The sequence below is a fragment of the Actinomadura physcomitrii genome, assembly GCF_008923205.2.
Classification (GTDB): Bacteria; Actinomycetota; Actinomycetes; order Streptosporangiales; family Streptosporangiaceae; genus Spirillospora; species Spirillospora physcomitrii.
The window spans coordinates 125,325-151,002 of the sequence record NZ_WBMS02000009.1 but is presented as its reverse complement, the minus strand read 5'-3'; the positions used below and the strand labels follow the sequence as shown (position 1 = coordinate 151,002).

Genomic DNA, 25,678 nt, shown 5'->3' with positions numbered 1-25,678 from the left:
GCCATGGAACTCACCACCGTCTGGTTCGTCATCATCGCCTTCCTGTGGACGAGCTACTTCTTCCTGGAGGGCTTCGACTTCGGCGTCGGGATGCTGCTGCCCGTCCTCGGCCGCGACGACGTCGAGCGCCGCGTCGTCATCAACACCATCGGGCCCGTCTGGGACGGCAACGAGGTGTGGTTCATCGTCGCCGGCGCCGCCACCTTCGCAGCGTTCCCCGAGTGGTACGCCACCCTGTTCAGCGGCTTCTACCTGCCGCTGCTCGCGATCCTCATCGCGCTGATCGTCCGCGGCGTCGCGTTCGAGTACCGCGGCAAGCGCGACGACGCGCGGTGGCGCGCCCGCTGGGACCGGGCGATCTTCTGGGGCAGCCTCGTGCCCGCGTTCCTATGGGGCGTCGCCTTCGCCAACATCGTCCGCGGCGTGCCGCTGGACGCCTCGCACGACTACGCGGGGACGCTGCTCGACCTGCTCAACCCGTACGCGCTGCTCGGCGGTCTCGCGACGACGGCCCTGTTCGCCCTGCACGGCGCGGTGTTCCTCGCGCTGAAGACGTCCGGCGAGATCCGGTTCCGGGCGCGCCGGGTCGCCGGCATCGCCGTGGTCGCGGCGATCGCCGCCGGCGGGAGCTTCCTGCTGATCACCCAGCTCCAGCACGGCAAGCCGGTGACCTGGCTGACCGCCGCCGGCGCCGCCGCCGGGCTGCTGGCCGCCGCCGCCGCGAACCGGCGCGGGCGCGAGGGCTGGGCGTTCGTCGGCACCGGCGCCGCCATCGTGCTCGCCGTCGCCACCCTGTTCACCGCCCTGTTCCCGGACGTGCTGCCCTCGACGCTCGGCTCCGGCGGCCTGACCACGGCCAACGCCGCGTCCAGCGGCTACACGCTGAAGATCATGACGTGGGTGGCCGGCGCGTTCACCCCGATCGTGATGATCTACCAGGGGTGGACGTACTGGGTGTTCCGCAAGCGGATCGGCACCTCCCACATCCCCCCGGCGCCGAAGAAGAGGCCGGAGCCGGTGCGATGAAGCCCCTCGACCCCCGGCTGCTGCGCTACGCCCGGACGACCCGGACCTTCCTGCTGGCGTCGGTGGCGCTCGGCACCGCCACCGCCGCACTGATCATCGCGCAGGCGACGCTGCTCGCGGACATGCTCACCCGCGCGTTCCTCGGCGGCGCCACGCTCACCGGGCTGCGCACGCCGATGCTGCTGCTCCTCGGCGTCGTCCTCGGCCGGGCGCTGGTCGCCTGGCTGCAGGAGGTCGCCGCGCACCGCTCCTCCGCCGCGGTGAAGTCGCAGCTGCGCGGCCGGCTCCTCGCCCATGCGATGGCGCTCGGGCCGCGCTGGCTGTCCGGCGAGCGCAGCGGCGAGCTCGCCGCCCTCGCCACCCGCGGCGTCGACGCGCTCGACGACTACTTCTCCAGGTACCTGCCGCAGCTCGTGCTCGCGGTGATCGTCCCGGCGGCGGTCGGGCTGCGGATCCTGCTCGGGGACTGGCCGTCCGCCGTCACGATCGCCGCGACGCTGCCGCTCATCCCGGTGTTCGCGATCCTCGTCGGGCTCACCACGCAGCGGAAGATGGACCGGCAGTGGCGCACGCTGTCCGTCCTCGCCGCGCACTTCCTCGACGTCGTCGCGGGGCTGCCCACGCTGAAGATCTTCGGCCGGGCGCGGGCGCAGGCGGCCCGGATCCGCGAGGTCACCGACCGGCACCGGCGCGCGACCATGGCGACGCTGCGGGTCGCGTTCCTGTCCGCGCTGGTCCTGGAGCTGCTGTCGACGCTGTCGGTCGCGCTCGTCGCCGTGTCGATCGGGCTGCGGCTCGTCGACGGCGGGCTCGGGTTGGAGACGGCGCTGCTCGTCCTGGTCCTCGCGCCGGAGGCGTACCTGCCGCTGCGGCAGGTCGGCGCGCAGTACCACGCGAGCGTCGAGGGCCTCACCGCCGCGTCGCGGATCTTCGAGGTGCTGGAGACGCCGCTGCCCGCCACCGGCACCCGGACGGACGTTCCGGACCTCTCGCGCGCGACCCTCCGGCTGGAAGGGGTCACGGTGACCTATCCCCGGGGCCCCGCGCTCGAGGACTTCTCGCTGACCGTCCACCCCGGGGAGACGGTCGCGCTCGCCGGGCCGAGCGGCGCCGGGAAGTCGACCGTGCTGTCGGTGCTGCTCGGGTTCGTCCGGCCGGACGCGGGCCGCGTCCTCGCCGACTGGGACGACCTCGGCGACTTCGCCCCCGACGCCTGGCGCGACCGGATCGCGTGGGTCCCGCAGCGCCCCTACCTGTTCGCCGGGACGGTCGCCGACAACATCCGCCTCGGCCGCCCCGACGCGCCGGACGCCGACGTGCGCGCCGCCGCCGAGGCCGCGAACGCGCTGGAGTTCATCACGGCGCTGCCGTCGGGGTTCGCGACCGTGCTCGCCGACCGGGGCGCCGGCCTGTCGGCGGGCCAGCGCCAGCGGATCGCCCTCGCCCGCGCGTTCCTGCGCGACGCGCCGCTCCTGCTGCTCGACGAACCCACCTCCAACCTCGACGGGGAGAGCGAGGCCGCCGTGATCGACGCCGTCGAACGGCTCAAGGCCGGCCGGACCGTCCTGCTCGTCGCGCACCGCCCGGCCCTCGCCGCCCTCGCCGACCGGGTGGTCACCGTCGAGCCCGCGGGGGTGGCGGCATGATCCTCCGGCTGATCCGGCTCGCCTGGCCTGCGCGGGGACGGCTGCTGCTCGCGCTCCTGTTCGGTGTCCTGGCGCTCGGCAGCGGCGTCGGCCTGATGGCGACGTCCGCCTGGCTCATCTCCCGCGCCGCCCAGCACCCGCCCGTGCTGATGCTGATGGTCGCGATCGTGGCCGTCCGCGCGTTCGGGCTCGGCCGGGGCGTGTTCCGCTACCTCGAACGGCTCGTCGGCCATGACGCCACGTTCCGCATCCTGGCCGACCTGCGCGCGCGCGTCTACGAACGGCTCGAGCGGCTCGCGCCCGGCGGGCTCCCCGCCTTCCGCGGCGGCGACCTGCTGAACCGCCTCGTCGCCGACGTCGACGCCGTCCAGGACCTCTTCCTCCGCGTCCTGCTGCCGTGCACCGTCGCCACCGTCATCGGTGGCGCGTCCGTCGGGCTCGCGTGGGCGCTGCTCCCATCGGCGGGCGCCATCCTGCTGGTCGCGCTGCTGGCCGCCGGGGTCGCCGCGCCCTGGCTGTCGTCCGCGACGGCGCGCCGGGCCGAGCGCCGCACCACCGACCTGCGCGGCGACCTCACCTCCCACGTCGTCGACGTCCTCCAGGGCGCCCCCGAGCTCATCGCCAACGGCGCCGCGCCCGCACGGCTCGCCGAAGCCGCCCGGCTGGACCGCGACTTCACCCGCGCCGCCGCGCGGTCCGCCGCGTCCACCGGTCTCGGCGCGGCCGTCTCCGCCCTCGCCGGCGGGCTGGCCGTCTGGGGCGCCCTCGCCGTGGGGGTACCCGCCGTCCGGACCGGCGCGCTCGACGGGGTGCTGCTCGCCGTGATCGTCCTGCTGCCGCTGGCGGCGTTCGAGGTCGTCGCGGGTCTGCCGCTGGCCGCGCAGCAACTGGAACGGGTCCGCCGCTCCGCCGCGCGGATCTTCGCCGTGCTCGACGCCCCGGCGCCCGTCCAGGACCCGTCCGCGCCGTCGCCGCTCCCCGCCGCGCCCTACACGCTCAAGATCGACGACCTGCGGGCACGCTGGACGCCCGCCGCCCCCTACGCGCTCGACGGCATCTCCCTCGACCTCACGCCCGGCCGCCGCTGCGCCATCGTCGGGCCGTCCGGAGCGGGCAAGACGACCCTGACCTCCGTGCTGCTCCGGTTCCTCGAACCCGCGTCCGGCTCGGTCACCCTCAACGGCACCGACCTGCGCGCGCTGACCGGCGACGACGTCCGGACCGTCATCGGCCTGTGCGCCCAGGACGCGCACCTGTTCGACTCCACGATCGGGGAGAACGTCCGGCTCGCCCGTCCCGCCGCCACCGACGCCGAGATCCGCGACGCCCTGCGCCGCGCCCGGCTCCTCGACTGGGTCGACGCGCTGCCCCGCGGCCTCGACACCCGCGTCGGCGAGCACGGCGCACAGGTCTCCGGCGGGCAGCGCCAGCGCATCGCCCTCGCCCGCGCGCTGCTCGCCGGCTTCCCGATCCTGCTCCTCGACGAGCCCGCCGAGCACCTCGACACCGCGACCGCCGACGCGCTCACCGCCGACCTCCTCACCGCCACCGAAGGCCGCACGACCCTGCTCGTCACCCACCGCCTCACCGGCCTGGACGCCGTCGACGAGATCATCGTCGTCGACGGCGGCCGCGTCGCCGACCGCGGCACCCACGCCGAACTGGCCGCCCGCCCCGGCCTCTACCGCACGCTGTGGCGGCGCGAGACCGAAACCCCCGTCATCCCGCGGCCCGCACCCCGGCCTCGGGAGACGCCTCTCCGGTGACCCCGGACGGCTCCCGGCGCCACGGCAGGAACGCGCACGCCCCGATGAGCAGCACCCCCGCCACCGCGATCGCCGCACGCACCCCCACGAGCCCGCCCAGAACCCCCCACACCGCCGTGAGCACGGCGATCGCGGTGCGCGAACCGACCGTCCACGCGGTCACCATCCGGGCGACCTTCCCCGCCTCCACCAGCTCGAGCCGCCGCGTCGCGTAGATCGGGTTGAACACCCCCATACAGGTGATGATCCCCAGCTCCATCGCCATCACCAGCAGCAACGCCCCGAGCCCCGTCCCGACGAACGCGAGCCCGACCAGCCACAACGCCCGCCCCACCCCGAACACCAGCATGACCGTGCGCCGCCCGAACCGCCGGACGAGCGGTCGCGACACCCGCGCGCCGGCGATCCCGCCGAGGCACGGCGCGCCGAACGCCAGCCCGTACTCCAGCGGCGAGAACCCCAGGTCGTGCAGCATCAGATAGGTCAGCAGCGGAGCCGTCGCCATGATCAGCGCCCCGGTGAGCACGCTGTTGGCGAACAGCAGCCGCAGCTCCCGCTCCGCCGCGATCACCCGCCACCCCTCGCCGATCTCCGCCCACCGCGACGCCCCCGCCGTCCGCACCGGCGGCTCCGCCTCCGGCGCCGCGATCCTCGTGATCCCCACCGCCGACAGCACGTAGCTGACCGCGTCCAGCAGCACCGTCACCACCGGCCCCAGCACCCCGATCAGCGCCCCGCCCGCCGGCGGCCCGACCGCCGTCGACATCCACTGCACCGTCTCGAACCTGCCGTTGGCCTCCATCAGATGCCGCTGCGGCACCAGCTCCTTCAGATGCGCCCCGCTCGCGCCCCGGAACACGATGTCCGCCAGCGCGACGACCACCGCCACCACGAGCAGATGCGCGTACGTCAACACCCCGGAGGCGTACGCGGCCGGCACCGTCGCCAGCACCGCGAACCGCACCAGATCCGCCCGGACCATCAACCGCCGCTTGTACTGGAACTCGATCCACGGCCCCAGCGGCACCGCCAGCAGCGCCGCCGCCGTCCCGCCCGCCGCGGCGATCATGGACACCCGGGCGGGCCCCACATGCAGCGCCAGCACAGCGATCAGCGGGAACGCGTCCAGTGCCAGCCACGTCCCCAGCGAGCTGACCGCGTACGCGCGCCACAACCAGGCGAAATCCCGTCCGAGCACGGCGCCCCCTTTCCGCCCGCCGATCCAACACCCCCGCCACCGCGCCGACAAACAACCGCCCGACCCGTCCCACAACCCGCGGTTGTGCCTTGACGCCACAGAGACACTGGCAGGGTGATGGTGAAGACACTGCGTCCCCGCGACTACAACGAGGCGCTCCACGTAGGGCACTTCTTCCGCAACAAGCGCGTGCCCGTCGTCATGGACCTGACGGCCCTCCCCGACGACGTGGCGAAACAGTTCGTCGACTTCGCCGCCGGCCTCGTCTTCGGCCGCGGCGGCGACATGGACCGCCTCGCCCCGAAGGTGTTCCTCCTCGTCCCCGCCGGCCTGGCCCGCCCCGCCATCGTCCCGGACGCATCACCGGCCGGCTGACGCCCCCAGCAACGGCCCTACGACCCGATAAAGGCACTCGGCCGCATCGGGCCGGTCACGGAACGCGTCCTCCAGAATGGCGCGCCAGCACCCGGCCTCTTTGTAATAGACGTCGTCATGCTCCAACCGCAGGCGCGTCTCCAGCAACCGCGCCTCGTAACCTTCCCCGAGGCACCTGCCGAGCTCCCCGCACAACCACCAGCACAGATCGCTGCTCGCCGCCGACACCAGCACCCGCGCCGCATCGAACGCGACCCGCTGCGAACTGACGCCACCCACGCCCCGAAGCTACGTTCGCCCCTTCCCCCTGTCGACCGCACCACCACCCCAAACCCCGTCCAGAACCCACCCGTAAGCCTGGACGCTCGCATATGGTGTCGAGCTTCTCAACGATGTCGGACGGCCGCGCCGCCGAGTTGACTCAAGGGCACAACGGAACTCGCCCGGCACTCGGAGAAACCGATGAAATTCTCGTTCGCGGCCACCTCGGCCACACTCTCGATCATCATGGCGGCCGGAATGGCCGGAACGTTCTTCGGCTTCTCCACCGGCGTCATGCCGGGCCTGAACGGCTCGAAGCCGGCCTCGGCGATCGACGCCATGCAGACCATCAACCAGCGCATCCAGAACCCGCTGTTCGTCGGCATGTTCATGCTGCTGCCGGTGTTCGCCGCCGTCGCCGGCGTCCTGCTCATGACCATGGACCAGAAGGCCGCCGGCATCCTGTTCCTGGCCGCGGCCGCCGTCTACGTCCTCGGCGCCCTGTTCCCCAGCTTCGCCGTCAACATCCCGATGAACAACGACCTGGACGGCGTGACCATCCCCAAGCACGCCGCCGACGCCGCCAGGATCTGGCAGGACTACTCCGGCCGCTGGACCGCCTGGAACACCGTCCGCGCCGTCTTCAGCTGGATCAGCCTCCTGGCCATGGGCGCCGGCGCCTACCTATGGGGCAAGACCAGCTGACCGCGCGCGGGCCGCGGAGCAGCGAACTATCGCTGCGCCTGCTCGTAGAACGCCCGAACCCGCGCGGCCCGCCCGTCCTCATCCAGCTCGACCACGTCCAAAACCCGATTGCCGTTCTCACGCCGATACAACAGGGCGTAGCCGCCCGGACCGGGCAAGAACGCCTCTTCGGCGAACCGCAACTCCGGCGCAAGCTCCAGCCCCCGCTCGAAGTGCCGCCGCAACTCCTCTTTCCCCCTCAACCGGCCGTCCGGCCGATCCCAGCGGCTCACCACCGTCGCCGCCGCGAAGTCGACGTCATCGGAGTAACACGCCATGATCCCGTCCAGATCACGAGCGTCCCACCCCGCCAACCACCGATCCGCATGCCCCCTCGCATCCACACCGATCAGTATCGCAACGATCGAAGGCGACGGAAGCAGCGACTCGACATGGGCACCACGACAAGTGACCCGGCATCAAGACGACGCCATGCATGCCCTACCAGCCGCCATTCTCCTCCCAGCCCGACGGGACCTTAGCTAATCGGAGTGTGCGTAGGCGTCGAGAAGCGTTTCCGCCCGCAGCATCATGTCACGGTCGGTGAGTCCGTCGATTCGCACCGACACGACCTGACCGCCCACCGCGTTGGCGAGCGCGACGCTGAGACAGTGATGGCCCACTAGGGGATACTCGTACCAGCCGTCGTCTTGGTCATCGTCGGTTCCTTCGAGGCCGAGAACGACGGTCTGCCAGTCGGTGTCGTCGAAGGAGTAACCGGCATAACGACTCAGAAGCCTGACTGAGTAGCGGTTCTACATTGCGCTCCCAGACCCAGCCTTCCACCATTGACACGGTCCTGCCTCCCACGCTTGCGGGCATCCACTTCCCCGACCGTCGGTGATTTCGTCGGTAGAGCCGACCACGGTGCCAGAAAGCCACGGAGCCATGTGCAGGGCCGGAGAAGCCAGCGACTCACTCCCGCGCTGCGTCCGCGAGCCGGCCGCAGAGAAGGATGCGGTCCCTGCCGGGTCGTTCTTGGCAAATCTTCAGCGGTTGACCTCTCGAGTGGACGCATTGCTAAGAGATGTGCACTCTGCGCTAAGGACGCAAGTCTTCACTCCCGTAATCATTAGGGCGTCAAAGCGACCACTGCGGATTCGCCGCCACAACGGGGCCTTTCCGTCAGCTGACCGGGTCGTTCATGACCCGAGGAACAGGGGGTATCCGATGGTGAGCAGCATCCTCAAGCGTGGGGCCTTGGTCGGCGCGGTCGGCGCCGTGGTGTTCGGGCTCGCGGCGTCTCCGGCCATGGCCACCGACGTCGGCATCCATCTGCCGAGCGGCCGTGACTCGATGACGTTCATCGATGACGGGGACAAGTTCAAGGTCTGCGACACACATGCCGACGGCCATGGGGTCACCGGATACGTCCGAGAGCTCACCGCGGACGGAGACATCGTCGTCGAGGCGACCATCGACGATGGCGGCGACAGCGGCTGCGACACGCGAGAGGCGGACGTCTACGGCCACACACCTCATGACATGGTGCTGTGCTGGAACGGCGGCGGCAGCTGCGTGGTCTCCCCGGTCTTCAGGGAAAGCGATTAAGCGCCTCAGCTCATCGGAAAGCCCTCGTGCAGCCATTCAGTGCGCACGGGGGCTTCCGTATCGGGCACGCCGTCCCGGCCAGTGAGCCGCATCCTCATCAGTTCGATCATGCTCAAGGTCTCAGGCTCGTTCCGCCGTGGTGCCCTCGCGCTGGGCTTGATCACGTGCGGCGGAGTCGGCTCCCGTTGCCGTCACCGCTGTCAGCTCACACGGCTCCGGGGCCGCTTCCCTGATCACCGGCGGCAGCGCCTCGCACGGACGCTCCGTCCCGTCCCTTCGGCGCCCGCCCGTTCCGCGCATGATCCGGATTTGATCGTCAGCTGTAGAAGTGCCTGCCGTACTCTTCGGAACTGACCGTGAAGTCGTCCGGCCGGGTCTCGCGAAGGAGCCTGTACCGCGCGTCGAAGGCATCGATCGCCTCGCGAACGCCGTAGCCGAACGCCTCTCGCAAGATCATCATGGCCGACATGATGCGGTGCCTCACGATGTTCTCGTCGATCTCGGGCCACCGGTCGGTCATGGGGCGAGTCTGTCACGCGGGCTTTGATCGGTTGCGGCAGCTCTGCTCTGCCCCCCTCGCCCGGCCCCGGCCGCGAGCGGACCATCGCCGTCCTCAACAGATCGGGGTCGGGAGAGCCCCGCGCCTTTCCCCCCAGCTTGCAACGTCCCTGCACCCGAAATAGTTCGTGGCCTGGCCGAAGAGGTCTAAAGGGTCCCGGACAGTACTAGGCAGCCTCTGTTCCTTGCCCGGCGTTACCGGCTGCTCGACGCGGCCCCGAGTATTGCACAGCGTAGGCGGCGGCGCGGCCCCCGTGGCGGCCGCGGCGATGTCGGGGGTTCGCTCTTTGAGGTAGTCGCGGACGGCCCGTTCTACGGCGTAGTCGACTTCGCTGGCCATGTCGCGGTCGCCTTTGGCGGTGAGCAGGCCGGGGACGCGGGTTCGCACGAGATCACTGGCTATCTCCGCGGCTTTGAGGGCGACGGGGAGCAGTGATGCGGGTGCGTCGGTCATACGGTCCTGCCTCGGTTCCAGAGCGAGTGGAAGATCTCTTCGAAGGTGGCATACAAGCCGGTGCCGGTCGAGTTGCGTTCGGCGAGGAAGGTGGGCGAGTCGACGCCTCGGGCCTGCGGTAGGTAGGGCTGAATCACGCATAGGCGGTCGTCGATGAGCGTGATGTTGAACCGGATGGTCTCGTCGTAGACCGCGACGGACAGGCGGTCTTGGGCCTCGGGTGAGAGGCGTTTGCGTAGGCGGGTCAGGACTTCGATGTTCAGGCGGGTGAGGGTGGTCAGGTGGTTGTCGGTGTAGCCCTCTTCTTGTTCGCGGGCTCGGATGGCCTGGCCTTCGGGGTCGAGGAAGAGGGCTTGCAGGGTGGTGCCGTTCTCGATGAGCCGGGCCAGGCGCTGGTCGGGGTACTGCTGGCACAGCAGGTTGAGGGAAAGGCCGGCGGCCCGGATGGTGGTGGCGCCGTCGAGCAGCTCGTGCGGCGGGTGGGCGAAGCGTCGACAACTTCCATCCGCTGCGGGACGTCGACGGCGCGGCCGACCGGATCACGGCGTTTCTCGCCGAACCGCCGATGGGCGCGCCCGAACGGTCGCGGTCGTGACCCGGCCGGACGGTCGTGTCGTAGACGACGTGGCGGCGGCCGTACTGACGTTGCAGCGGCGCTTTCCGGGGTCGACCGTGTGGTTCGGGGAACACACCTTCCACTGGTGGGCCATGCTGCCGCGCGCTCGCCGATGGGTTCTGGTGGAAGCGGCGACGCCCATGCAGTTGGCTGAGCGGATGGGCGAGGCTCCCCGCGCGTAGTGGGCATGGTGAGGTAGTCGGGTCTGCTGGTGACCGGTGAGCGGCACCGCGCAATCGCGGACACCTTGAGTGCCATGGCCAAGGCCGAACTCAAGGGCAAGAAGCGATCGGGCACGCAACGGGCACGGAAGCGAAAAAAGCGATCGTGAAAGACGAGAGCCCAGGTCGTAATTCCGGTTCTGACCTGGGCTTCTTGGTGGGTGGAGCCTAGGGGATTCGAACCCCTGACACCCGGCTTGCAAAGCCGGTGCTCTACCAACTGAGCTAAGGCCCCGCGTGACCTGCGGTTACGCCGGTTCGGCGCGACGAGCATCGATCGTACACCGATAGCAGAGTACAGGCTTCCCCAGGCTGGGCCGTCACCAGAGGAGGCCTGCGAGGCAGGCCAGGGCCGGCAGTGCCGCGCAGCCGCATACCACCGCTACGACGTCGCGGAGGAGGGGGTGGCGGCTCGGGGTCGTCGGTCGGTCCTCGAAGTCGTAGTAGAAGAGGAATCGGGGCGGATAGGGGCGTCGCTTCGGCATGCCGGGTCCCGTCGTCGAGGGCGGCGGGGGACGTCTGTGCGACGTGGCGGCGCGGCGCGGCGTTCACTCGGTGTCGTGATCCGGCCGCGGTCAGGTGGCGAGGACGAGGTCGGGGAGGGCGGCGACGCTGGGCAGGACGTGGGTGGCGCCGGCGGCGAGGAGGCGGTCGCGGTCGTGGGCGCCGGTGAGGACGCCCGCGACGATGGACGCGCCGGAGCGGCGGCCGGTCAGCATGTCGTTGGCGGTGTCGCCGCAGACGGCGATGTGCCGGACGTCGTCGGCGCCGAGGCGGAGCGCGGCGGTGAGGACGAGGTCGGGCCACGGCCGGCCGCGGCCGGCGTCCTCGGGGCACAGGGTGAGGTCGGCGCGGTCCCACCAGCCGAGCGCGTCCAGGACGCGGGCCTGGGTGCGGCGGCCGAAGCCGGTGAGCAGGCATACGCGTACGCCGGCGCCGCGGATGCGCTCGAGAGCGCGTTCGGCGCCGGGTACGGGCCGCAGGCCGTGCCGGTCGACGAGCTGGTCATAGGACCGCTCGAAGGCCAGGTGCGCGGCCTGGGCGCGGGGCTCGTCGAACAGCGAGCGGAAGATCTCGATCTTCGAGCCGCCGCGGGACGCGCGGACGCGGTCCATGGCGCGGTCGTGCGCCGCCGTGCCGGAGACGATCCCCAGGGCGGCGATCGCCTCGGCGAAGGCGGTCTCGACGGCGCCGCCGTCCGCGACGGTGGTCCCGGCGAGATCGATGCAGGCGACGGTGATCGGCGCCGCGCCGCTCACGCCGGGGCCCGGTGTCGCCGGCGTCTCAGCTGTCGGACGACGTGGCCTCGGTCCACAGGTCCAGCTCGGCGCGGTCCTGCTGGAGGCGGCGCCAGACGGCGAAGCCACCGAGGGCGACGACGGCGAGAATCAGCAGCTTCTTCACGGTGGGGACCCCTTCACCTCGACTATGAGTCCGAACCCGGGGAAAGATACGGATCAGTGTCTGCTCCCCCAGGCTCTCCGCAGCCTAGCAACCGATCCCGGGCGGTCCGCACCCACTCACCGGTATCGGACCGATCGTCCAATCCCGGGTGCCACTCGCCGGCGGGCGGGCGGATGATCCGGGGGACGACCCTCGGGAGTGCCGATGGCTGAGGACGACTTCCGGCGCTGGGAGCGCGAGCTCGACCCCGGTGCGCCGGAGAAGGAGGCGTCGGGGGGCCGGGGGCTGGTGGTGGTCGCGGCGGTGACGGCCGCGGGATGCGCCCTGCTGATCGTGGTGGGCGACGTGCCGCTCGGCGCGGTGGGGCTGGCGCTGTCGTCGGCGATCCTGCTGCTGTGGCGGATCGGGTTCTGATCGGCCATCATCGCGGCCATGGAACTGCGTGGAGCGACCGTCCTGGTGACCGGGGCGACGGGCGGGATCGGGCGGGCGCTGGCGGAGGGGTTCGCCGGGCGCGGGGCGGCGGTGGTGCTGTCGGGACGGCGGGCCGAGGCGCTGGAGCCGCTGGCCGAGCGGCTCGGCGGCCGGGCGGTGGTCGCCGACCTCGCCGAACGCGGCGCGGCGGAGCGGCTGCTGGACGAGGCGGGCCCGGTGGACGTGCTGGTGGCGAACGCGGCGCTGCCCGCGTCGGGGCTGCTGGCGGACTACACGCTGGAGCAGGTCGACCGGGTGCTGGACGTGAACCTGCGCACGCCGATCGTGATGGCGAAGCTCGCGGGCGAGCGGATGGCCGATCGTGGCCGCGGGCATCTGGTGTTCATCGCGTCGCTGTCCGGGAAGACGGCGTCCGGCCACGCGTCGCTTTATAACGCGACGAAGTTCGGTATGCGGGGATTCGCGCTGGCGTTGCGGGAGGACATGCGTCCGCACGGCGTCGGTGTGTCGACCGTCTTCCCGGGGTTCATCCGCGATGCCGGGATGTTCGCGGACGCGGGCGTCACGCTGCCGCGGGGCGTCGGGACGCGGTCGCCGCGGGACGTGGCGAAGGCGACGGTGCGGGCGGTCGAGCGGAACGCCGCCGAGGTGGACGTGGCGCCGCTCGCGCTGCGGATCGGCGCCCAGCTCGGCGGGGTCGCGCCGGTGCTGTCGGCGGCGGTGCAGCGGCGCGCGGGCGGCCAGGACATCGCGGAGGGCCTGGCGGAGGGGCAGCGCGGCAAACGCTGACGGCGCCGGGCGCGCATGGGCGACAAACGCGGATCTTGAGGTGATAATCCGGAACGGTGCCGCTTGATCGGCGCGCCGCTCCCCGGGCCGCTGTGGCCCGCGCGCCCGCGCGAGGAGGTCCGTGCATGTGGACGGGTAGAACGTGCATCATCGGCGCGGCGGCGCTGAGCGTGACGGCCCTGGCGACGGTTCCCGCGCGCGCGGAGGCGGCGGACGCGACGGTGGTGCCGGTCCAGGTGACGGGTGACCCGGCCAAGCGCTTCAACCTGGTGGTGATGGGCGACGGCTATACGGCGGCGGACATGCCGAAGTTCCGCGCCGACCTCGACAAGCACCTCAACGACCTGTGGACGATCGAGCCGTTCAAGTCGTACCGCAGCTACATGAACGTGTACGCGGTCGAGATCCCGTCGGCGGAGTCGGGGGTGAGCTGCGACCCCGATCTGTCCTCGCCGCGCCGCACGACGCCGCTCAGCATGGCGTTCTGGAGCGGTTGCGAGCAGGACGGCCTGCAGCGGCTGCTCGTCATGGACTCCGCCGCCGCCAAGAAGTACGCGGACATGGTGCCCGGCACCAACGCGAACAACAGGCAGATCCTCGCGATGGCCAACAGCGACACCTACGGGGGCGCGGGTGGTACGTACGCCACGTCCTCTGGCGGGAACGCCATGTCGGCCCTCATCGCGCCGCACGAACTCGGGCATTCGCTGGGCGGGCTGGACGACGAGTACGACTACTACCAGCGGGGTGTGCCGGGCGGTACGTACACCGGTCCGGAACCTGGGTCCCTTCATCACACGCTGCTCACCGTCGACGAGATGAAGGCGCAGAAGAAGAAGTGGTGGCGGTGGCTCGGTGAGCGCAGCGAAGCGGGGGGCGTCATAGGGGCCTATGAGGGCGGCCTCTACTTCAGCAAGGGGGTGTGGAGGCCGAGCCGACACTCCATGATGAAGACGCTCGGCTACTACTACGACCAGGTCGCGCGTGAGCGGATGACGCAGCGCATCTCTGGCAAGGTCGACATCGTCCAGGCACAGACCCCTGCGGACGCTCCTGTGGGCGCGGACCGTGTGCTGTGGGTGGAGACCATGCATCCGACAGGGCACCAGCTGTCGGTGACGTGGACGGCCGACGGCAAGGTCGTAGGGAAGGCGCCGAACCTCGACCTCAAGCGCCTTCACCTGAAGAAGGGCACGCACACCGTCAAGGCGACCGTCACCGACCCTACGGACTTCGTGCGGGACCCCGCCGTACGCGCGTCCTCGGCGCTCACCCAGGTCCGCACATGGACCGTCGATACGCGGCTGAAGACGCCTCCCGACAACGTGCCCGCCGACTTCACCTCGTCCACACCCACCGACATGGCCGTAGGCGCCGAATCCGTCGTGTACGCGGAAACGACCCATCCCGCTAGGAGCGTCCCCACTGTCCGGTGGGAACTCGACGGACGGCGCGTGCACGGCGGCGAACGCGACATCGCGCTAGGGCGCTTGCACCTGCGCAGTGGCACGCACACGCTCGTCGCCAGGGTCGGCTCTAAGACGCGTACATGGACGATCGACGCGCAGCGGCCGACGGTGAAGTTCGAGCTGTCCGAGGCGGCGCAGGCGCGTCCGCGCCCGGGGCGCACGCCCGAGTACGTCTTCGACGGCCCGTTCACCATGAAGCTGACGGGCGCGGACGACCGGCCCGGCGTGGTCGTCTCCGAGTTCCGCGTGGACGGCGACGGCTGGTTCAACTACTTCGGCTGGCCGACCGACTCGTCCGCGCCGTGGCGGTTCTCCGAGAACGGCACCGTGATCGACTCGCTGACCTACGGGAAGCTTCCCAAGGGCCGGCATACCGTCGAGTACCGGGCGATCGACCCGGCGGGCAACGTCGCCCGGCCCGGCAGGTTCATCGTGACTCTTCGCTGACCGGCACGTCCACGGGCGGCGCTTCCGCGGCAGGCGGCGCGTCAACGGACGGGCCGCGGCGCACGGTCGCGAGCACCGAGCCGCCGAGGATCAGCGCGAACGAGGCCAGGATCGTCCCGGTGAGCGGCTCGTCGAGCAGCAGCACGCCCGCGACGACCGCAACCGCCGGGTTCACGTACGTGAACACCATCGCCCGCGACGTGCCCGCCTCCCGGATGAGCTCGAAGAACACCATGAACGCCAGCGCGGTGCAGACCAGGCCGAGGCCGCCGAGCGCGGCCAGCACCCGCCCGCGCGGCATCGCGTCCGGCCAGGTCAGCGCCGCCGGGACCGCGTACACCACGGCGGCGGTCGTCAGCGACCCCGCGGCCATGTGCAGGCTCGGCAGGTCCCGCAGCCGCCGCGTCGCGATCATCGGCGCGATCGAATACCCGACCGCCACCAGCATGACCTCGCCGATCGCCCGCGCGCTGCCGCCGCCGAGATGCGGCCCGGCCAGCACGCCGACGCCGGCGAGGCCGACCAGCAGCCCCGCCCACCGGACCGGTCCGAGCCGTTCGGCGTCGCCGGTGAGCCGCGCCAGCACCACCCCGATGATCGGCACCGCGGCGATCAGCAGCCCGGTCATCGAGCTGGTCAGCCGGTGCTCGGCGTCCGACAGCAGCGCCCACGGGCCGAGGATCTCCACCGCGGTGAACGCCAGCAGCGGCCGCCAGTGCCGGCGGACCGGCGCGAGGCCGCCGGACCGGGCGGCGAGCGGCACCAGCACGAGCGCGCCGAGCGCGGTCCGCGCGAACACCAGCACGGGCACCGACACGCCCCCGACCGCCACCTTGATCATCAGGTAGGGGATCCCCCACAGCACGCCCATCAGCGCGAACAGCAACCAGCCGCGGCGACTCACCACGTCCTCCGTTCCAGGTCGGCGGCCCGGCCCCCAGCGCCGGGCAACCGCTTCAGGATGCGGGGCGGCGGCGCGCGCGGTCTTGAACGCTGTTGCGGTACGCGCCGGGCGTCACGCCGAGGACGCGGCGGAACCAGCGGGTGAGGTGCGCCTGGTCGGCGAACCCGACGAGCGACGCCGCCTCGGCGGGCCTATGCCCCGCGTCAAGGAGCGTCCGCGCGCGCGCCACCCGATGCTGGGCGAGCCATGCGTACGGAGGCATCCCCATCGAATCGCGGAAGGCGCGCAGCAACTGGTAGCGGGACAGGCCGAGGTCCGCCGCCACCTCCGCGAGGGTAGGCGGCTCCACCATTTCGTCCGACAGCCGCGCCGCGACGGCACGGGCGATCCCGGAGGCGCCCCGCGGCCAGGGCCCGCCCGGCGGGATCCGGACGGCATGCCGGCGGACGATCGCGCCGAGCACCTCGAGCAGCCGGCTCTCGCCCTCCAGCGGGTCACCGGCCGTCCGCAGCGACCGGTGCGCGAGCCGCAGCCGCCCGGCCAGCACGGGATCGTCGACGATCGGCTCGCGGAAGTGCGGGAGCCCGCCGTCCCACCCCGCCGCCGCGCCCACCAGCTCGGCCGTCGGGTAGAGGCACTTGTAGGCGAAGCCGTCCTGGTCGGCGGGGCCGCCCGTGTGCGCCTCGCCGGGCTCGATCACCACGATGCTGCCGGCCGCCGAGTACAGCCGCTCGCCGCGGTACCGCATCGTCTCCAGGCCGTCGACGCACACGCCGATCGCGTACTCGTCGTGCGCGTGCGGCGCGTAGTGGCGGCGTCCGATCCGCGCGTCGAGCAGGTCGAGCGAGGCGCCCTGGATGCCGTCGACGCGCGTCCACACCGCCCGGTCGGGACGCCGCCCCGCGCCCGCCGCGCCGGGTCCGGGCCCGGCGGGGACGTCAGGCGGAGAAGACGTGCCGGAGCCGCCAGCGGTCCCGGTCACGGCCGAGCTCCGCGACGGCCACGCCCTCCGCGCCGACGACGCGAACCCGGTACACGCGGCCGTCCTGGGGCGTCCCATAGGTCTTCAGGACCTCCTCGACGGCGTAGCGCGACCCCCGCCACTCGTACGCGGTGAGTCGTCCCGCGGGATCGTGCTCGGCGCGGACCGGCTCGTTCAGAAGATGCCCCATGAGTCCGGGAGCCTAGCACGTACTCGAACAAATGTTCGCAGGTCGGGGGGCGGTCGGGGAGCCGGGCGGACCGCCGTCCGGCAGGCCGGAGCGGACGCCCCTGCGGCGTCGCGGCGACCGGGCCGGGCTCCATCCCGCCATTAATGCGCAGCCCGTCGAACATGTCCAGGCCATCCGAAATGACCATGTCCCGCGCGGGGGGGGCGAGCTGACGATCCGCCAGCCCCGCCATCCGGTCGCCAAGGACCTGCGAGGCCCGTCGTCCACAGGCTGGGGGCAACGTTTCGCACATCCTCCGGCCCCTACGAGCAGGCGTTCCGGACGCCCGTTCCACAGCGGAATCCCCAGGCGGCGGGGCGTTTCGAACATCCGATCGGTAGCGGCGGGCGCGGCGCCGCCCCGTCCACACCCGCACCCCGTCATGCACAGTGTCCACAGCCTGTGGATAACTTCCGTGCACACCCTGGGCATGACCGTCGAGCCGCGCCGTCCACCATTCTTCCCCAACCGGTCCCCAACGCGCAGGACCGTTGTCCACGTCGTGGATAACCCGCTGACCAGGGACGAGACCGCTTCCAGCACCCGCCTTCGCACAGCGCGTTCACAGCCTGTGGGCAGCGGCCCTCCACAGGTGCCCGCGCCCGGTGGACAGCCCTGCCCACCAAGAATCCCCAACCACATCCCCAGCCGCCACCCGACCCGCGGCCTGTGGACAACCGCGACTCCTCCGCAGGTCAGGACGGTGCGACGAACTGGACAAACCCGTCAGGCGGCCGCCGCCGCGCCGGTGCGGGCAGAATCTGCGGATGACCACCCTCACCCTCTGGCGGCCGGTCGGCCCGGCCGAGCTGGACCTGCTGCGCGCCGCGGACTGGCGGGCGTGGCCGCCGCGCCTCCCGGACCAGCCGATCTTCTACCCGGTGCTCAACGAGGAGTACGCGATCAAGATCGCCCGGGACTGGAACGTGCCCGCGCACGGCTCCGGCTACGTGACGCGGTTCGAGGTCGAGGCCGCCTTCGCCGACCGCTACCCGGTCCGCCAGGTGGGCGGCCGGACGATCCTGGAGCTGTGGGTCCCGGCGGAGGAGCTGGAGGAGTTCAACGCGCACATCGTCGGCCCGATCGAGGTCGTCCACGAGTTCCGCGCCGACACGTCCGGCACGTGACGCCTGTGGATAACAGCGTCCCCAGCCCGAGGCCGGCCGCCGTACCCATCGCCGTCCACCGCTCGTCCCCACCCCGGAAACCTGGGGACATCCGCGTCCGCCCTGGCCACGCGCACTTCCGCGGTCCAGATACGCCGCTGTCCACATCCTGTGGATAACTCTGTTCACAGCCCTGTGCGCCGGCCGTCCCCAACAGGGACGGCCGGCGCACCCGCGCTCAGGTCACCAGGCCGTTGCGGTACGCGTAGACGACCGCCTGCACACGGTCCCGCAGGTCCAGCTTCGTGAGGATGCGCGACACGTACGTCTTGACGGTCTCCTGGCTGATCACCAGCGTCGCGGCGATCTCGCTGTTGGACAGGCCGTTGGCGATCAGCCGCAGCACCTCGAGCTCGCGCGGCGCCAGCGCGGTGCCCTCGGCCGCCCCCGGCGCGGGCCGGATCCGCGCCGCGTACTTGCCGACGAGCTGCCGGGTCACCTCAGGCGCCAGCAGCGCCGCACCGGACGCCACGGTGCGGATGCCGTGCAGCAGCTGCCCCGGCGGCGCGTCCTTCAGCAGGAACCCGCTCGCCCCCGCCCGAAGCGCCTCGTAGACGTACTCGTCCAGGTTGAACGTCGTCACCACCAGCACCTTCACGGGGTGCTCCACCCCGGCGCCGGCGAGCAGCCGGGTCGCCTCGATGCCGTCGAGCACCGGCATCCGGACGTCCATCACCACCATGTCGGGGTTCAGCTTGCGGGCGAGGTCGACCGCGGCGCGGCCGTCGCCGCACTCGCCGACGACCTCCAGGTCCGGCTGGGCGTCGATGATCGTCGCGAACCCGGTGCGGATCAGCGCCTGGTCGTCGCAGACCAGGACCCGGACCGGCGCGGTCACGACGCGCTCCCCGACGGGATGCGGGCGCGCACCACGAAGCCGCCGCCGGGACGCGGGTCCGCGCTGAACTCCCCGCCCAGCGCCGCCACCCGCTCGCTCAGGCCGGTCAGGCCCCGCCCGCCGCCCCCGACGGCCGCGGCCCGCGACCCCGAGCCGTCGTTGCCGACCTCCACCGTGATCTCCTTCTCGCCGTAACGCACCTCGACCGCGGCGCGGCTCCCGTGGGCGTACTTCAACACGTTCGTCAGGGCTTCCTGCACGACCCGGTAGGCGACGGACTCGGCGCTGCCCGCCGCCACCGCCGCCTCGCCGACCCGCGTGAACTCCAGCGGCTGCCCGGCCCGCCGCGTCTGCTCCACCAGCGCGTCCAGGTCGCCCGCGGACGGCGCCCGGCCCGGGCCGCCGCCGTCCTCGCCGCCGGTGCCGTGGTCGGGGTTGAGCAGGTCGAGCAGGTGCCGCAGATCGGTGATGGCGCGGCGGCCGGTGTCGGTGACCGTGCTCAGCGTCTCGTCCAGCCGCTCGGGGGCCGCCACCAGGTAGCGCGCCGCCTCCGCCTGCACCACCATCGCCGTCACGTGATGGGTCACCACGTCGTGGAGCTCGCGGGCGATGCGGGTGCGCTCGGCGGTCCGGGTGGCCTCCGCGACGCGCAGCCGGCGCTCGGCCTCGGCGGCCCGCGTCGACCGCAGCCACGCACCGACCCCCCAGATCAGGGCCAGCGCGAGGTAGAACGTCACGTACTCGTCGGTCTGCTCGTTCGCGCCGACCCGGTTCAGCGCGACCGCGAACACCACGTACAGCACCGACCCGGCGGCGATCGCGGCGCGCCGGTGGCGCTCCAGGTAGGCGCCCGCACTCAGCAGCGCGAACGGCAGCGCGGTGCCCGCGACCAGGTGGTATCCGCGCATCTGGTCGGCGGCGAACCCGACCGACACCAGCACGAGGCACGCCAGCGGCCACCGCCGCCGCACCGCCAGCGGGAGGCACTCCACCGCGACGACCAGGGCCGCGATCGCGTCGAACGGACGGGTCGCCATCTCGCCGATCCGCGTCCCCGCGCCGTGGAAGGCCGGCACCAGCGACATGGTGACCAGCAGCAGCGCCAGCGGGAGGTCCCGGACCGTGACGTCGAACCGCCGCCACGTGTCCGGGAGCCGGCCGAGACTCACCGCCGGAAGCCGCCGAAGATCGATCACCGGGAGAGCGTAGCGGTCGCGGCCGGCCGGGCGGCGGGGCTCTGCGAAGCCCCGGCGGCCCGCCGGCGGGCGGGGATCACGTTGCCGCGGCGGCGGGCCAGCCACATGAACGCGACCGTCAGCGCCAGCCCGGCCGCGACCGTGTACAGGCTCGCCTCCGGGCCGAACTTGCCGCCGGTGATCAGCGACGAACCCGACATCGTGCTGTCCAGCAGGCCCTTGTTCGAACCGTTGCCCGACACCTCCGTGCCGAAGATGCCCGACTCGGCGAAGTTCCAGGCGAAGTGCAGCCCGATCGGCACCCACAGGTTGCGGGTCGCGGCGTACGCGGCGGCGAGCATGCTCCCGGCCTCCACGGCGATCGCGATCGCGCCCCACAGGGTGGCGTCGGCGTTGGTGAGGTGCGACAGCCCGAACAGCGCGGCGGTCAGCACCAGCGCCGCCCACGTCCCGATGCGCCCCTCGATGATCCGGAACAGCACGCCGCGGAACAGCAGCTCCTCCGTCACGGCCGCGGCGGCCATGAAGCCGAACAGCCCGACCGCGCCCGGGACCGACCCGAAGCCGTCGATCCGGTAGTCGCCGAGGAACGCGATGTTCGCGATCACGGCGCCGAACATCGCGAGGCCGATCAGCATGCCGCGTCCGAGGGCCGCGGGGGCGCCCGTCCTCGCGACCTCGACCGGTGCGCGGTGCTCGGTCCGCCGCACCACCCAGGCGTACACGATCGGCGTCAGGACGGCCGTCGCCATCCCCAGCACGAAGGTGAGGAGATCGTTCCCCTTCACCGCGGCGGCCGCCTGGCCTCCGACGAAAGCGACCGCGGCGACGGCCACCAGCTGCTTCACCAAACGCATTCCGACTCCTTCGGGGGTTTCCGCGGCCCGAGCACCGCGGCGATGGAAGAACGCTATGGAATCGGCCCGTTCGGAAACGTCACCGCGCGGTGGACATTCCCGAGTAGCTCGCACGGGGGACAAGCCTTTCCGGAACGGTCCGCCGAATGGCGGGATCGACGCATTGCACGTCTCCCGCCGGCCGGGGGGCGAATCATTTGCCCTGGAAATCGAGCATCCCCGCCTGCTCACCTGTCGTGAGCAGTGCGGGGATGCCGCTCGAGGCCGGTACGCCGGCGGCGACGCCGGCTCGCGGGGCCTCAGCTCGCGACCTTCGCGGCGACGCGCTCGACGGCCCGCACGGCGACCTCCGGCTGCTCGAGGTAGATGTAGTGGCCGCTCTTCTCCGCGACCGTGAACCTGCTGTGGCCGGACAGCCCCAGCCACTTGCGCTCGCCGGCCGTCCAGGCCTGCTCCAGCCGCGGGCCGGACCCCGGGACGGCCGCCAGGTACGGCTTGCCGTGCTTGATGACCTCGACCGGGATGTTCCCGGCCGACCGCACCTTCCCGTCCGGCATCGCGAGCCGCTCGGGGTTCTCGCCCTTGAAGACCGCGAGGTTCTGCGCGCGCAGCTGGGCGGCCGGCCCCTTGGCGGACGCGGGGATCGCGCTGGTCAGGTCGGCGAGCATGGTCGGCGGCGTCGCGTCCATCAGGACCAGCCCCTTCACCCTGCCCCGGTGGTCCGGCGCGTAGCGGGCGGCGATCAGCCCGCCCATCGAGTGCCCGGCCAGGACGACCGGCGCGTCCCCGGCGAGCTCGTCCAGGACCCCGGTGAGGACCTTCCCGGTGCTGGAAAAGCTCTGCGGGCCGTCCGGCTTGTCGCTCGCGCCCGCACCGAGCCGGTCATAGGAGCAGACCCGGTTCTTCTCGGCGAGCGTCTTCTGGAACGCGGCCATCTTGTCCAGCCCGTCGCCGCCGCCGTGCAGCAGGACGACGACCGGCCCGCCCTCCTTCCGCTTTCCCGAGCAGGACACGTGCACCGTTCTCCCATCGACCTCGATCTTCTTCGTCCCGGTGAACGTGGCGGCCTTGCGGGCGTTCATGAACGGGACGGAGGCCGAGTCGTCATCGCACCCGGTCAACCCCGCACCGGCCACCGCGCAGCAGATCGCGGCCACGGCGAACGTCCTGAGCTTGCGAATCATCATGTCCTCCGGCGAAAGAAAGCGGCTCCCGGCACGGTCACCATTTGCCTGGAAATTCGCGGCCGGAACGCCGCGCTCACGCAGAGAACGCTATGGATTCGGCGACCGCTTGATCATCACCGTGCGGAGGACATTTGCGAGTAGCTCGCACGGGGGACGGAGATGTCCGATTCGCACCGCTGTGCCGGCTCGCGCGGTGCAGGATGTGCACATGAGCGGTTCTGGCTTGGCGGCGAGCCTGGCGTCCCTGTCGGGTGTGGTCGTCGGAGCGGTCATCGCGGCTGGCGGCTCGTACTGGACCCAGCGGCTCCTGAGCCGGGAGTCGACGGCCCGTGCCCGAGCGGACCGGCTGGCCGCGCTCAGGGCGGAGCGCAAAGAGGCGCTGCGGGAATTCATGGAGGCCGCGCAGGCCATGGAGCGTGCGAGCCACCGGCGGTTCCGGGACGCCCCACTGGACAGCGACACCGGCGATGTGACGCATCGCTTCTGGTACCTGCAGCGGTGCCTCGACCTCCTCTGCTCTCCCGAACTGCGCACCGCCGCGCGTGCCTACGCCGAACGCCTGGACGCGGCGCTCTGGCACGAGCGCCCGGCCGACGGCACGCACGAGGACTTCCTCCGCGAGGCGCGCGAGACGTTCCTCCAGGCCGCGCGCAAGGAACTCGGCATCCCCGAACTCGAAGAGCACGCCTGACCAGCGGGCCGACGGTATGGGCCGGGTCAGGCGGGGCGGCGCACCGCCGTCGTGTCGGCCGTCAGCGGGGATCCGTCCGCCGCCGTCGGCCGCAGTTCCGGTACGGGTACGCCGTCGCCGTCGACCAGGACGGAGCGGGGTTCGTCCTGGTCGAAGGCGTGCCGCTCGCCCCATTGCCGGAGCGTGACGATGACCGGGAAGAGGTCCTTGCCGGCGTCGGTGAGCGCGTACAGCCGGCGCCTGCCGGACGGGGCGTCGACCTGGGCGAGCAGCCCGCGGGCGGTGAGCTTGCGGAGCCGCTCGGTGAGGATGTTGCGGGCGATGCCGGTGCGCTGCTGGAAGTCGGTGAACGAGCGGGCGCCGTCCATCGCGTCGCGGACGATCAGCAGGCTCCACCGGTCGCCGACCAGGTCGGCGGCGCGGGCGACCGGGCAGCTCGGGTCCGTCCACGCGGGGCCCGGCCCGCCGGTGTCGTCGGCCGCCATCGTCCCTCCCATGAGTTGCGGAATGAAACCATTCTGACCTAGCCTCCGTTCGGTTGCAAAATGAAACCGATCGGAGGTCGGGGCGGTGAACCGGTGGACGAGGCTGTTCCTGGCGGTGGTGTGCGGCGCCGCGGTGGCGAGCGTCTACGCCGGGCAGCCGGTGCTCGCGCCGATGGGGCGCGACCTGGGCGTTCCGGTCGGCGCGCTCGGCCGGTTCGTGGCCGCCGGCCAGCTCGGCTACCTGGCCGGACTGGTGCTGCTGGTGCCGCTCGGCGACATGCTCGACCGCAGGCGGCTGATCGCCGCGCACCTCGCCCTGGTCGCCGCGGGGACGGCGCTCACAGCGGCGGCCCCGTCCCCCTGGACGGCCTTCGCCGGGCTGGCCGCGGCGGGCGCGTTCGCGGTCGTCGTGCAGACCGCCGTCGCCTACACCGCCTCCGTCTCCCCTCCGGCCGAGCGCGGGCGCAACCTCGGCATCGTCACCTCGGGCGTCGTGATCGGCATCCTCGGCGCGCGCGTCGTCGCGGGAATCCTCGCGGACCTGTGGGGCTGGCGCGGCATCTACCTGTCGCTGGCGGTCCTCGCCGCCGTGCTCGCGCCGCTCGCCCTCGTCCTGCTGCCCGCCGACGAACGGCCGCCCCCGGCCCGGTACGGGCAGGTCATCCGGTCCTTCGGCGCGCTGTTCGCCGAGCCGGTCCTCCTCGGCCGCGGCCTGATCGCGTTCTTCCTCTTCGCCTCGTTCGGCACGCTGTGGAGCGGGATGGCCCTGCCGCTGGCCCGCGCGCCGTGGCACCTCGACGAGACGCGGATCGGGCTCTTCGGCGTCGCCGGCCTCGCCGGCGCCCTCGGCGCCGCCCGGTCCGGACGCTGGAACGACGCCGGGCACGCACGCCGCGCCACCGGCATCGCGCTGGTGCTCCTGCTCGCCTCCTGGACGGCGATCGGCCGGTTGCCGTGGTCGCTGCCGCTGCTGGTGCTCGGCGTGGTGCTGCTCGACTTCGCCGTCCAGGTGGTGCACGTCGGCAACCAGCACGCGCTCGCGACCGCCTTCCCCGACCGCACCAGTTCCGCCATCGGCGCCTACATGGTCTTCTACTCGCTCGGTTCCGCCCTGGGCGCGGCCGCGACCACCGCCCTGTTCGACGCCGCCGGATGGCCCGGCTCGACCGCCCTCGGCGCGGCCCTCGCGCTCTGCGCCCTCACCACCTGGACACTCACCACCCGAAGGCCCGCCCCCACCCGAACCGTCGCCACGTTCTTCACCTGCGGAAACGAGCACACCTCTGTAGAGGCGACCGTGCCGGGCCCGAAGGACGGACGAAAAACATGACGGAGGATGTCAGGTTTACCACCGACCATTGGTTCACCGGTCGGCGCCGATATGGGCGTGGACCGCGCCCTACGGACGGACAAGGAGCTCCATGCGCGAAACACCAGAAGATCTCAAAGAGCTGCAGGGGCTGCTGGACGCCTCACTGTCCCGCTCCTCCTCTCACCTCCGCTCGATCATCAGCGCCGAGAGGACACTGACCGCGGAGCAGCTCACCGGGGTCCTCACCGGCATGTGCACCCTGGCTCTGTCCACGGTGACGGCGAAGGGTGAACCGCGGATCAGCGGCGTGGACGGGCACTTCCTGCGGGGCAAGTGGCACTTCGGCACGGCGCGCAACGCCGTGAAGGCCCGGCACCTGGCCGCCCGCCCGGCCGTCAGCGCCGCGCACATGCGCGGTGAGGACCTGGGTGTGTTCACGCACGGCACGGTGGAGATCCTCAATCCGCAGCACGGCGAGCCGGCCGCGGACTGGCCGGAACTGCTCGCCTACTTCAAGGACTTCTACGGCGCCGACGCCTTCGACTGGGACGAGGACGTGGTCTACTACCGGCTGCATCCGCACTGGATGAGCGTCTACGCCTCCGATATCGGCAAGCTCACCACAGTGTCCCGGTCCTGATCCGCGGCCTGCGGGTTCGGGCGTTGGCGCGGGCGCTCGAGTCGCACGGGTATGCGGTGGAAGTGCCACCGGAGCGCCAAACGATCGAGAGGCCGGTTCCGAGCCATCCGGAACCGGCCTCTGACCTACGCTTTCGTTGTGGGCCTAGGTGGACTTGAACCACCGGCCTCATCCTTATCAGGGATGCGCTCTAACCGACTGAGCTATAGGCCCGTACTGCCGCCGCCTTGC

30 protein-coding genes and 2 tRNA genes are annotated in these 25,678 nt (G+C 71.9%); 13 read left to right on the top strand and 19 right to left on the bottom strand.

The features are described 5' to 3' along the window. Positions 1 to 3 precede the first annotated feature (3 nt). The 3 genes from cydB to cydC are packed head-to-tail and all read left to right on the top strand — an operon-like array spanning position 4 to position 4,438. Positions 4 to 1,026: a cytochrome d ubiquinol oxidase subunit II gene (gene cydB, locus F8568_RS13840; RefSeq protein WP_151593933.1), complete on the top strand. Its 1,023-nt coding sequence runs from the start codon at positions 4 to 6 to the stop codon at positions 1,024 to 1,026. Next, the gene (gene cydD, locus F8568_RS46770; RefSeq protein ID WP_202124916.1) at positions 1,023 to 2,672 is read left to right on the top strand and encodes a thiol reductant ABC exporter subunit CydD; all 1,650 of its coding nucleotides are present in this window, start codon (positions 1,023 to 1,025) and stop codon (positions 2,670 to 2,672) included. Before cydB ends, cydD begins: the two co-directional genes overlap by 4 nt. After that, positions 2,669 to 4,438: a thiol reductant ABC exporter subunit CydC gene (gene cydC, locus F8568_RS46765; RefSeq protein ID WP_202124915.1), complete on the top strand. Its 1,770-nt coding sequence runs from the start codon at positions 2,669 to 2,671 to the stop codon at positions 4,436 to 4,438. Before cydD ends, cydC begins: the two co-directional genes overlap by 4 nt. Here the strand turns inward: cydC and F8568_RS13830 are convergent. Beyond that, entirely contained in the window at positions 4,392 to 5,636 is a 1,245-nt protein-coding gene (locus tag F8568_RS13830) for an MFS transporter (protein WP_151593932.1), read from the bottom strand. The genes cydC and F8568_RS13830 overlap by 47 nt on opposite strands. A gap of 117 nt (positions 5,637 to 5,753) precedes the next feature. Between F8568_RS13830 and F8568_RS13825 the strand changes: the two genes are divergently transcribed. Continuing rightward, positions 5,754 to 6,011, top strand: coding sequence for a cell division protein SepF (locus F8568_RS13825; protein WP_236008743.1), 258 nt, complete (start codon positions 5,754 to 5,756; stop codon positions 6,009 to 6,011). Here F8568_RS13825 and F8568_RS13820 read toward each other — a convergent pair. Together F8568_RS13820 and F8568_RS48075 are read right to left on the bottom strand one after the other, a co-directional pair. Then, a complete protein-coding gene (locus F8568_RS13820) occupies positions 5,997 to 6,290 on the bottom strand; it encodes a hypothetical protein (protein WP_151593930.1) in 294 nt (97 codons plus the stop codon). The genes F8568_RS13825 and F8568_RS13820 overlap by 15 nt on opposite strands. A gap of 107 nt (positions 6,291 to 6,397) precedes the next feature. Beyond that, positions 6,398 to 6,613 carry a hypothetical protein gene (locus F8568_RS48075; RefSeq protein ID WP_236008754.1) on the bottom strand — a complete coding sequence of 72 codons (216 nt, stop codon included), beginning with the start codon at positions 6,611 to 6,613 and terminating at the stop codon, positions 6,398 to 6,400. Between F8568_RS48075 and F8568_RS13815 the strand changes: the two genes are divergently transcribed. Further along, positions 6,612 to 6,977 carry an anthrone oxygenase family protein gene (locus tag F8568_RS13815; protein ID WP_328600866.1) on the top strand — a complete coding sequence of 122 codons (366 nt, stop codon included), beginning with the start codon at positions 6,612 to 6,614 and terminating at the stop codon, positions 6,975 to 6,977. The two genes, F8568_RS48075 and F8568_RS13815, sit on opposite strands and share 2 nt — an antisense overlap. A gap of 26 nt (positions 6,978 to 7,003) precedes the next feature. Here F8568_RS13815 and F8568_RS13810 read toward each other — a convergent pair whose 3' ends face one another. Beyond that, positions 7,004 to 7,330: a nuclear transport factor 2 family protein gene (locus tag F8568_RS13810; RefSeq protein ID WP_151593928.1), complete on the bottom strand. Its 327-nt coding sequence runs from the start codon at positions 7,328 to 7,330 to the stop codon at positions 7,004 to 7,006. A gap of 856 nt (positions 7,331 to 8,186) precedes the next feature. On the opposite strand from F8568_RS13810, the gene F8568_RS13805 reads away from it, so the two are divergent. Beyond that, a complete protein-coding gene (locus F8568_RS13805; RefSeq protein ID WP_151593927.1) occupies positions 8,187 to 8,567 on the top strand; it encodes a hypothetical protein in 381 nt (126 codons plus the stop codon). 316 nt (positions 8,568 to 8,883) lie between these two features. Here the strand turns inward: F8568_RS13805 and F8568_RS13800 are convergent, their stop codons facing one another. The 6 genes from F8568_RS13800 to F8568_RS48070 all read right to left on the bottom strand — a co-directional run bounded on the left by F8568_RS13800 (position 8,884) and on the right by F8568_RS48070 (position 11,820). After that, a complete protein-coding gene (locus F8568_RS13800; RefSeq protein WP_151593926.1) occupies positions 8,884 to 9,087 on the bottom strand; it encodes a hypothetical protein in 204 nt (67 codons plus the stop codon). A gap of 93 nt (positions 9,088 to 9,180) precedes the next feature. Next, complete coding sequence (locus F8568_RS46760; protein WP_202124914.1) at positions 9,181 to 9,579, bottom strand: FIG domain-containing protein; 399 nt, start codon at positions 9,577 to 9,579, stop codon at positions 9,181 to 9,183. Next, positions 9,576 to 9,968, bottom strand: coding sequence for a DUF5919 domain-containing protein (locus F8568_RS51000; RefSeq protein WP_407924469.1), 393 nt, complete (start codon positions 9,966 to 9,968; stop codon positions 9,576 to 9,578). Before F8568_RS51000 ends, F8568_RS46760 begins: the two co-directional genes overlap by 4 nt. Positions 9,969 to 10,578: 610 nt before the next feature. Beyond that, a tRNA-Ala gene (locus tag F8568_RS13790) sits at positions 10,579 to 10,651 on the bottom strand. A gap of 340 nt (positions 10,652 to 10,991) precedes the next feature. Further along, positions 10,992 to 11,675, bottom strand: coding sequence for an HAD-IA family hydrolase (locus F8568_RS13785; protein ID WP_328600865.1), 684 nt, complete (start codon positions 11,673 to 11,675; stop codon positions 10,992 to 10,994). A 25-nt stretch (positions 11,676 to 11,700) separates the two neighbouring features. Next, positions 11,701 to 11,820: a DLW-39 family protein gene (locus F8568_RS48070; RefSeq protein WP_211238580.1), complete on the bottom strand. Its 120-nt coding sequence runs from the start codon at positions 11,818 to 11,820 to the stop codon at positions 11,701 to 11,703. A 204-nt stretch (positions 11,821 to 12,024) separates the two neighbouring features. Between F8568_RS48070 and F8568_RS13780 the strand changes: the two genes are divergently transcribed. The 3 genes from F8568_RS13780 (at position 12,025) to F8568_RS13770 (ending at position 14,960) form a co-directional block, all read left to right on the top strand. Beyond that, positions 12,025 to 12,234, top strand: coding sequence for a hypothetical protein (locus F8568_RS13780; protein ID WP_151593925.1), 210 nt, complete (start codon positions 12,025 to 12,027; stop codon positions 12,232 to 12,234). An 18-nt stretch (positions 12,235 to 12,252) separates the two neighbouring features. After that, positions 12,253 to 13,044 carry an SDR family NAD(P)-dependent oxidoreductase gene (locus F8568_RS13775; protein ID WP_151593924.1) on the top strand — a complete coding sequence of 264 codons (792 nt, stop codon included), beginning with the start codon at positions 12,253 to 12,255 and terminating at the stop codon, positions 13,042 to 13,044. 125 nt (positions 13,045 to 13,169) lie between these two features. After that, positions 13,170 to 14,960 carry a M64 family metallopeptidase gene (locus F8568_RS13770; protein WP_151593923.1) on the top strand — a complete coding sequence of 597 codons (1,791 nt, stop codon included), beginning with the start codon at positions 13,170 to 13,172 and terminating at the stop codon, positions 14,958 to 14,960. Here F8568_RS13770 and F8568_RS13765 read toward each other — a convergent pair. Genes F8568_RS13765 through F8568_RS13755 form a run of 3 tightly spaced genes read right to left on the bottom strand, consistent with a single transcriptional unit; the run spans position 14,941 to position 17,036 of the window. After that, complete coding sequence (locus F8568_RS13765) at positions 14,941 to 15,864, bottom strand: DMT family transporter (protein WP_151593922.1); 924 nt, start codon at positions 15,862 to 15,864, stop codon at positions 14,941 to 14,943. The two genes, F8568_RS13770 and F8568_RS13765, sit on opposite strands and share 20 nt — an antisense overlap. A 52-nt stretch (positions 15,865 to 15,916) precedes the next feature. Then, a complete protein-coding gene (locus F8568_RS13760) occupies positions 15,917 to 16,846 on the bottom strand; it encodes a helix-turn-helix transcriptional regulator (protein ID WP_202124958.1) in 930 nt (309 codons plus the stop codon). Next, positions 16,803 to 17,036, bottom strand: a complete 234-nt coding sequence (locus tag F8568_RS13755) for a hypothetical protein (RefSeq protein ID WP_151544802.1) — start codon at positions 17,034 to 17,036, stop codon at positions 16,803 to 16,805. Before F8568_RS13755 ends, F8568_RS13760 begins: the two co-directional genes overlap by 44 nt. A gap of 806 nt (positions 17,037 to 17,842) precedes the next feature. Between F8568_RS13755 and F8568_RS13750 the strand changes: the two genes are divergently transcribed. Further along, positions 17,843 to 18,202 carry an ADP-ribosylation/crystallin J1 gene (locus F8568_RS13750; RefSeq protein WP_151593920.1) on the top strand — a complete coding sequence of 120 codons (360 nt, stop codon included), beginning with the start codon at positions 17,843 to 17,845 and terminating at the stop codon, positions 18,200 to 18,202. Between the two features lie 217 nt (positions 18,203 to 18,419). Here F8568_RS13750 and F8568_RS13745 read toward each other — a convergent pair whose 3' ends face one another. The 4 genes from F8568_RS13745 to F8568_RS13730 form a co-directional block, all read right to left on the bottom strand. Further along, a complete protein-coding gene (locus tag F8568_RS13745) occupies positions 18,420 to 19,079 on the bottom strand; it encodes a response regulator (RefSeq protein ID WP_151593919.1) in 660 nt (219 codons plus the stop codon). After that, complete coding sequence (locus tag F8568_RS13740; protein ID WP_328600864.1) at positions 19,076 to 20,275, bottom strand: sensor histidine kinase; 1,200 nt, start codon at positions 20,273 to 20,275, stop codon at positions 19,076 to 19,078. Before F8568_RS13740 ends, F8568_RS13745 begins: the two co-directional genes overlap by 4 nt. Further along, positions 20,272 to 21,132 carry a CPBP family intramembrane glutamic endopeptidase gene (locus tag F8568_RS13735; protein WP_151593918.1) on the bottom strand — a complete coding sequence of 287 codons (861 nt, stop codon included), beginning with the start codon at positions 21,130 to 21,132 and terminating at the stop codon, positions 20,272 to 20,274. The genes F8568_RS13740 and F8568_RS13735 overlap by 4 nt, the downstream gene beginning before the upstream one ends. Before the next feature lie 299 nt (positions 21,133 to 21,431). After that, positions 21,432 to 22,319: an alpha/beta fold hydrolase gene (locus F8568_RS13730; protein WP_328600863.1), complete on the bottom strand. Its 888-nt coding sequence runs from the start codon at positions 22,317 to 22,319 to the stop codon at positions 21,432 to 21,434. 208 nt (positions 22,320 to 22,527) lie between these two features. On the opposite strand from F8568_RS13730, the gene F8568_RS13725 reads away from it, so the two are divergent. Beyond that, entirely contained in the window at positions 22,528 to 23,010 is a 483-nt protein-coding gene (locus F8568_RS13725; RefSeq protein WP_151593917.1) for a hypothetical protein, read from the top strand. A gap of 26 nt (positions 23,011 to 23,036) precedes the next feature. On the opposite strand, the gene F8568_RS13720 is transcribed toward F8568_RS13725, so the two are convergent. After that, positions 23,037 to 23,495 carry a winged helix-turn-helix transcriptional regulator gene (locus tag F8568_RS13720; RefSeq protein ID WP_151593916.1) on the bottom strand — a complete coding sequence of 153 codons (459 nt, stop codon included), beginning with the start codon at positions 23,493 to 23,495 and terminating at the stop codon, positions 23,037 to 23,039. 85 nt (positions 23,496 to 23,580) lie between these two features. Between F8568_RS13720 and F8568_RS13715 the strand changes: the two genes are divergently transcribed. After that, the gene (locus F8568_RS13715; RefSeq protein ID WP_151593915.1) at positions 23,581 to 24,825 is read left to right on the top strand and encodes an MFS transporter; all 1,245 of its coding nucleotides are present in this window, start codon (positions 23,581 to 23,583) and stop codon (positions 24,823 to 24,825) included. 91 nt (positions 24,826 to 24,916) lie between these two features. Continuing rightward, positions 24,917 to 25,447, top strand: coding sequence for a pyridoxamine 5'-phosphate oxidase family protein (locus tag F8568_RS13710; RefSeq protein WP_151593914.1), 531 nt, complete (start codon positions 24,917 to 24,919; stop codon positions 25,445 to 25,447). Positions 25,448 to 25,586: 139 nt separating this feature from the next. Here F8568_RS13710 and F8568_RS13705 read toward each other — a convergent pair. Beyond that, positions 25,587 to 25,660, bottom strand: a tRNA-Ile gene (locus tag F8568_RS13705). Positions 25,661 to 25,678 lie beyond the last annotated feature (18 nt).

Coding starts and splice junctions, on each gene's coding strand:
- F8568_RS13755 (WP_151544802.1), bottom strand. CDS start 17,036: ATGGGGCATCTTCTGAACGAGCCGGTCCGCGCCGAGCACGATCCCGCG.
- F8568_RS13770 (WP_151593923.1), top strand. CDS start 13,170: ATGTGGACGGGTAGAACGTGCATCATCGGCGCGGCGGCGCTGAGCGTG.
- cydD (WP_202124916.1), top strand. CDS start 1,023: ATGAAGCCCCTCGACCCCCGGCTGCTGCGCTACGCCCGGACGACCCGG.
- F8568_RS48075 (WP_236008754.1), bottom strand. CDS start 6,613: ATGGCGTCGATCGCCGAGGCCGGCTTCGAGCCGTTCAGGCCCGGCATG.
- F8568_RS13775 (WP_151593924.1), top strand. CDS start 12,253: ATGGAACTGCGTGGAGCGACCGTCCTGGTGACCGGGGCGACGGGCGGG.
- F8568_RS13825 (WP_236008743.1), top strand. CDS start 5,754: ATGGTGAAGACACTGCGTCCCCGCGACTACAACGAGGCGCTCCACGTA.
- F8568_RS13720 (WP_151593916.1), bottom strand. CDS start 23,495: ATGGCGGCCGACGACACCGGCGGGCCGGGCCCCGCGTGGACGGACCCG.
- F8568_RS13730 (WP_328600863.1), bottom strand. CDS start 22,319: ATGATGATTCGCAAGCTCAGGACGTTCGCCGTGGCCGCGATCTGCTGC.
- F8568_RS13815 (WP_328600866.1), top strand. CDS start 6,612: ATGCAGACCATCAACCAGCGCATCCAGAACCCGCTGTTCGTCGGCATG.
- F8568_RS13710 (WP_151593914.1), top strand. CDS start 24,917: ATGCGCGAAACACCAGAAGATCTCAAAGAGCTGCAGGGGCTGCTGGAC.
- cydC (WP_202124915.1), top strand. CDS start 2,669: ATGATCCTCCGGCTGATCCGGCTCGCCTGGCCTGCGCGGGGACGGCTG.
- F8568_RS13780 (WP_151593925.1), top strand. CDS start 12,025: ATGGCTGAGGACGACTTCCGGCGCTGGGAGCGCGAGCTCGACCCCGGT.
- F8568_RS13725 (WP_151593917.1), top strand. CDS start 22,528: ATGAGCGGTTCTGGCTTGGCGGCGAGCCTGGCGTCCCTGTCGGGTGTG.
- F8568_RS13805 (WP_151593927.1), top strand. CDS start 8,187: ATGGTGAGCAGCATCCTCAAGCGTGGGGCCTTGGTCGGCGCGGTCGGC.
- F8568_RS13735 (WP_151593918.1), bottom strand. CDS start 21,132: ATGCGTTTGGTGAAGCAGCTGGTGGCCGTCGCCGCGGTCGCTTTCGTC.
- cydB (WP_151593933.1), top strand. CDS start 4: ATGGAACTCACCACCGTCTGGTTCGTCATCATCGCCTTCCTGTGGACG.
- F8568_RS13750 (WP_151593920.1), top strand. CDS start 17,843: ATGACCACCCTCACCCTCTGGCGGCCGGTCGGCCCGGCCGAGCTGGAC.
- F8568_RS46760 (WP_202124914.1), bottom strand. CDS start 9,579: ATGACCGACGCACCCGCATCACTGCTCCCCGTCGCCCTCAAAGCCGCG.
- F8568_RS13800 (WP_151593926.1), bottom strand. CDS start 9,087: ATGACCGACCGGTGGCCCGAGATCGACGAGAACATCGTGAGGCACCGC.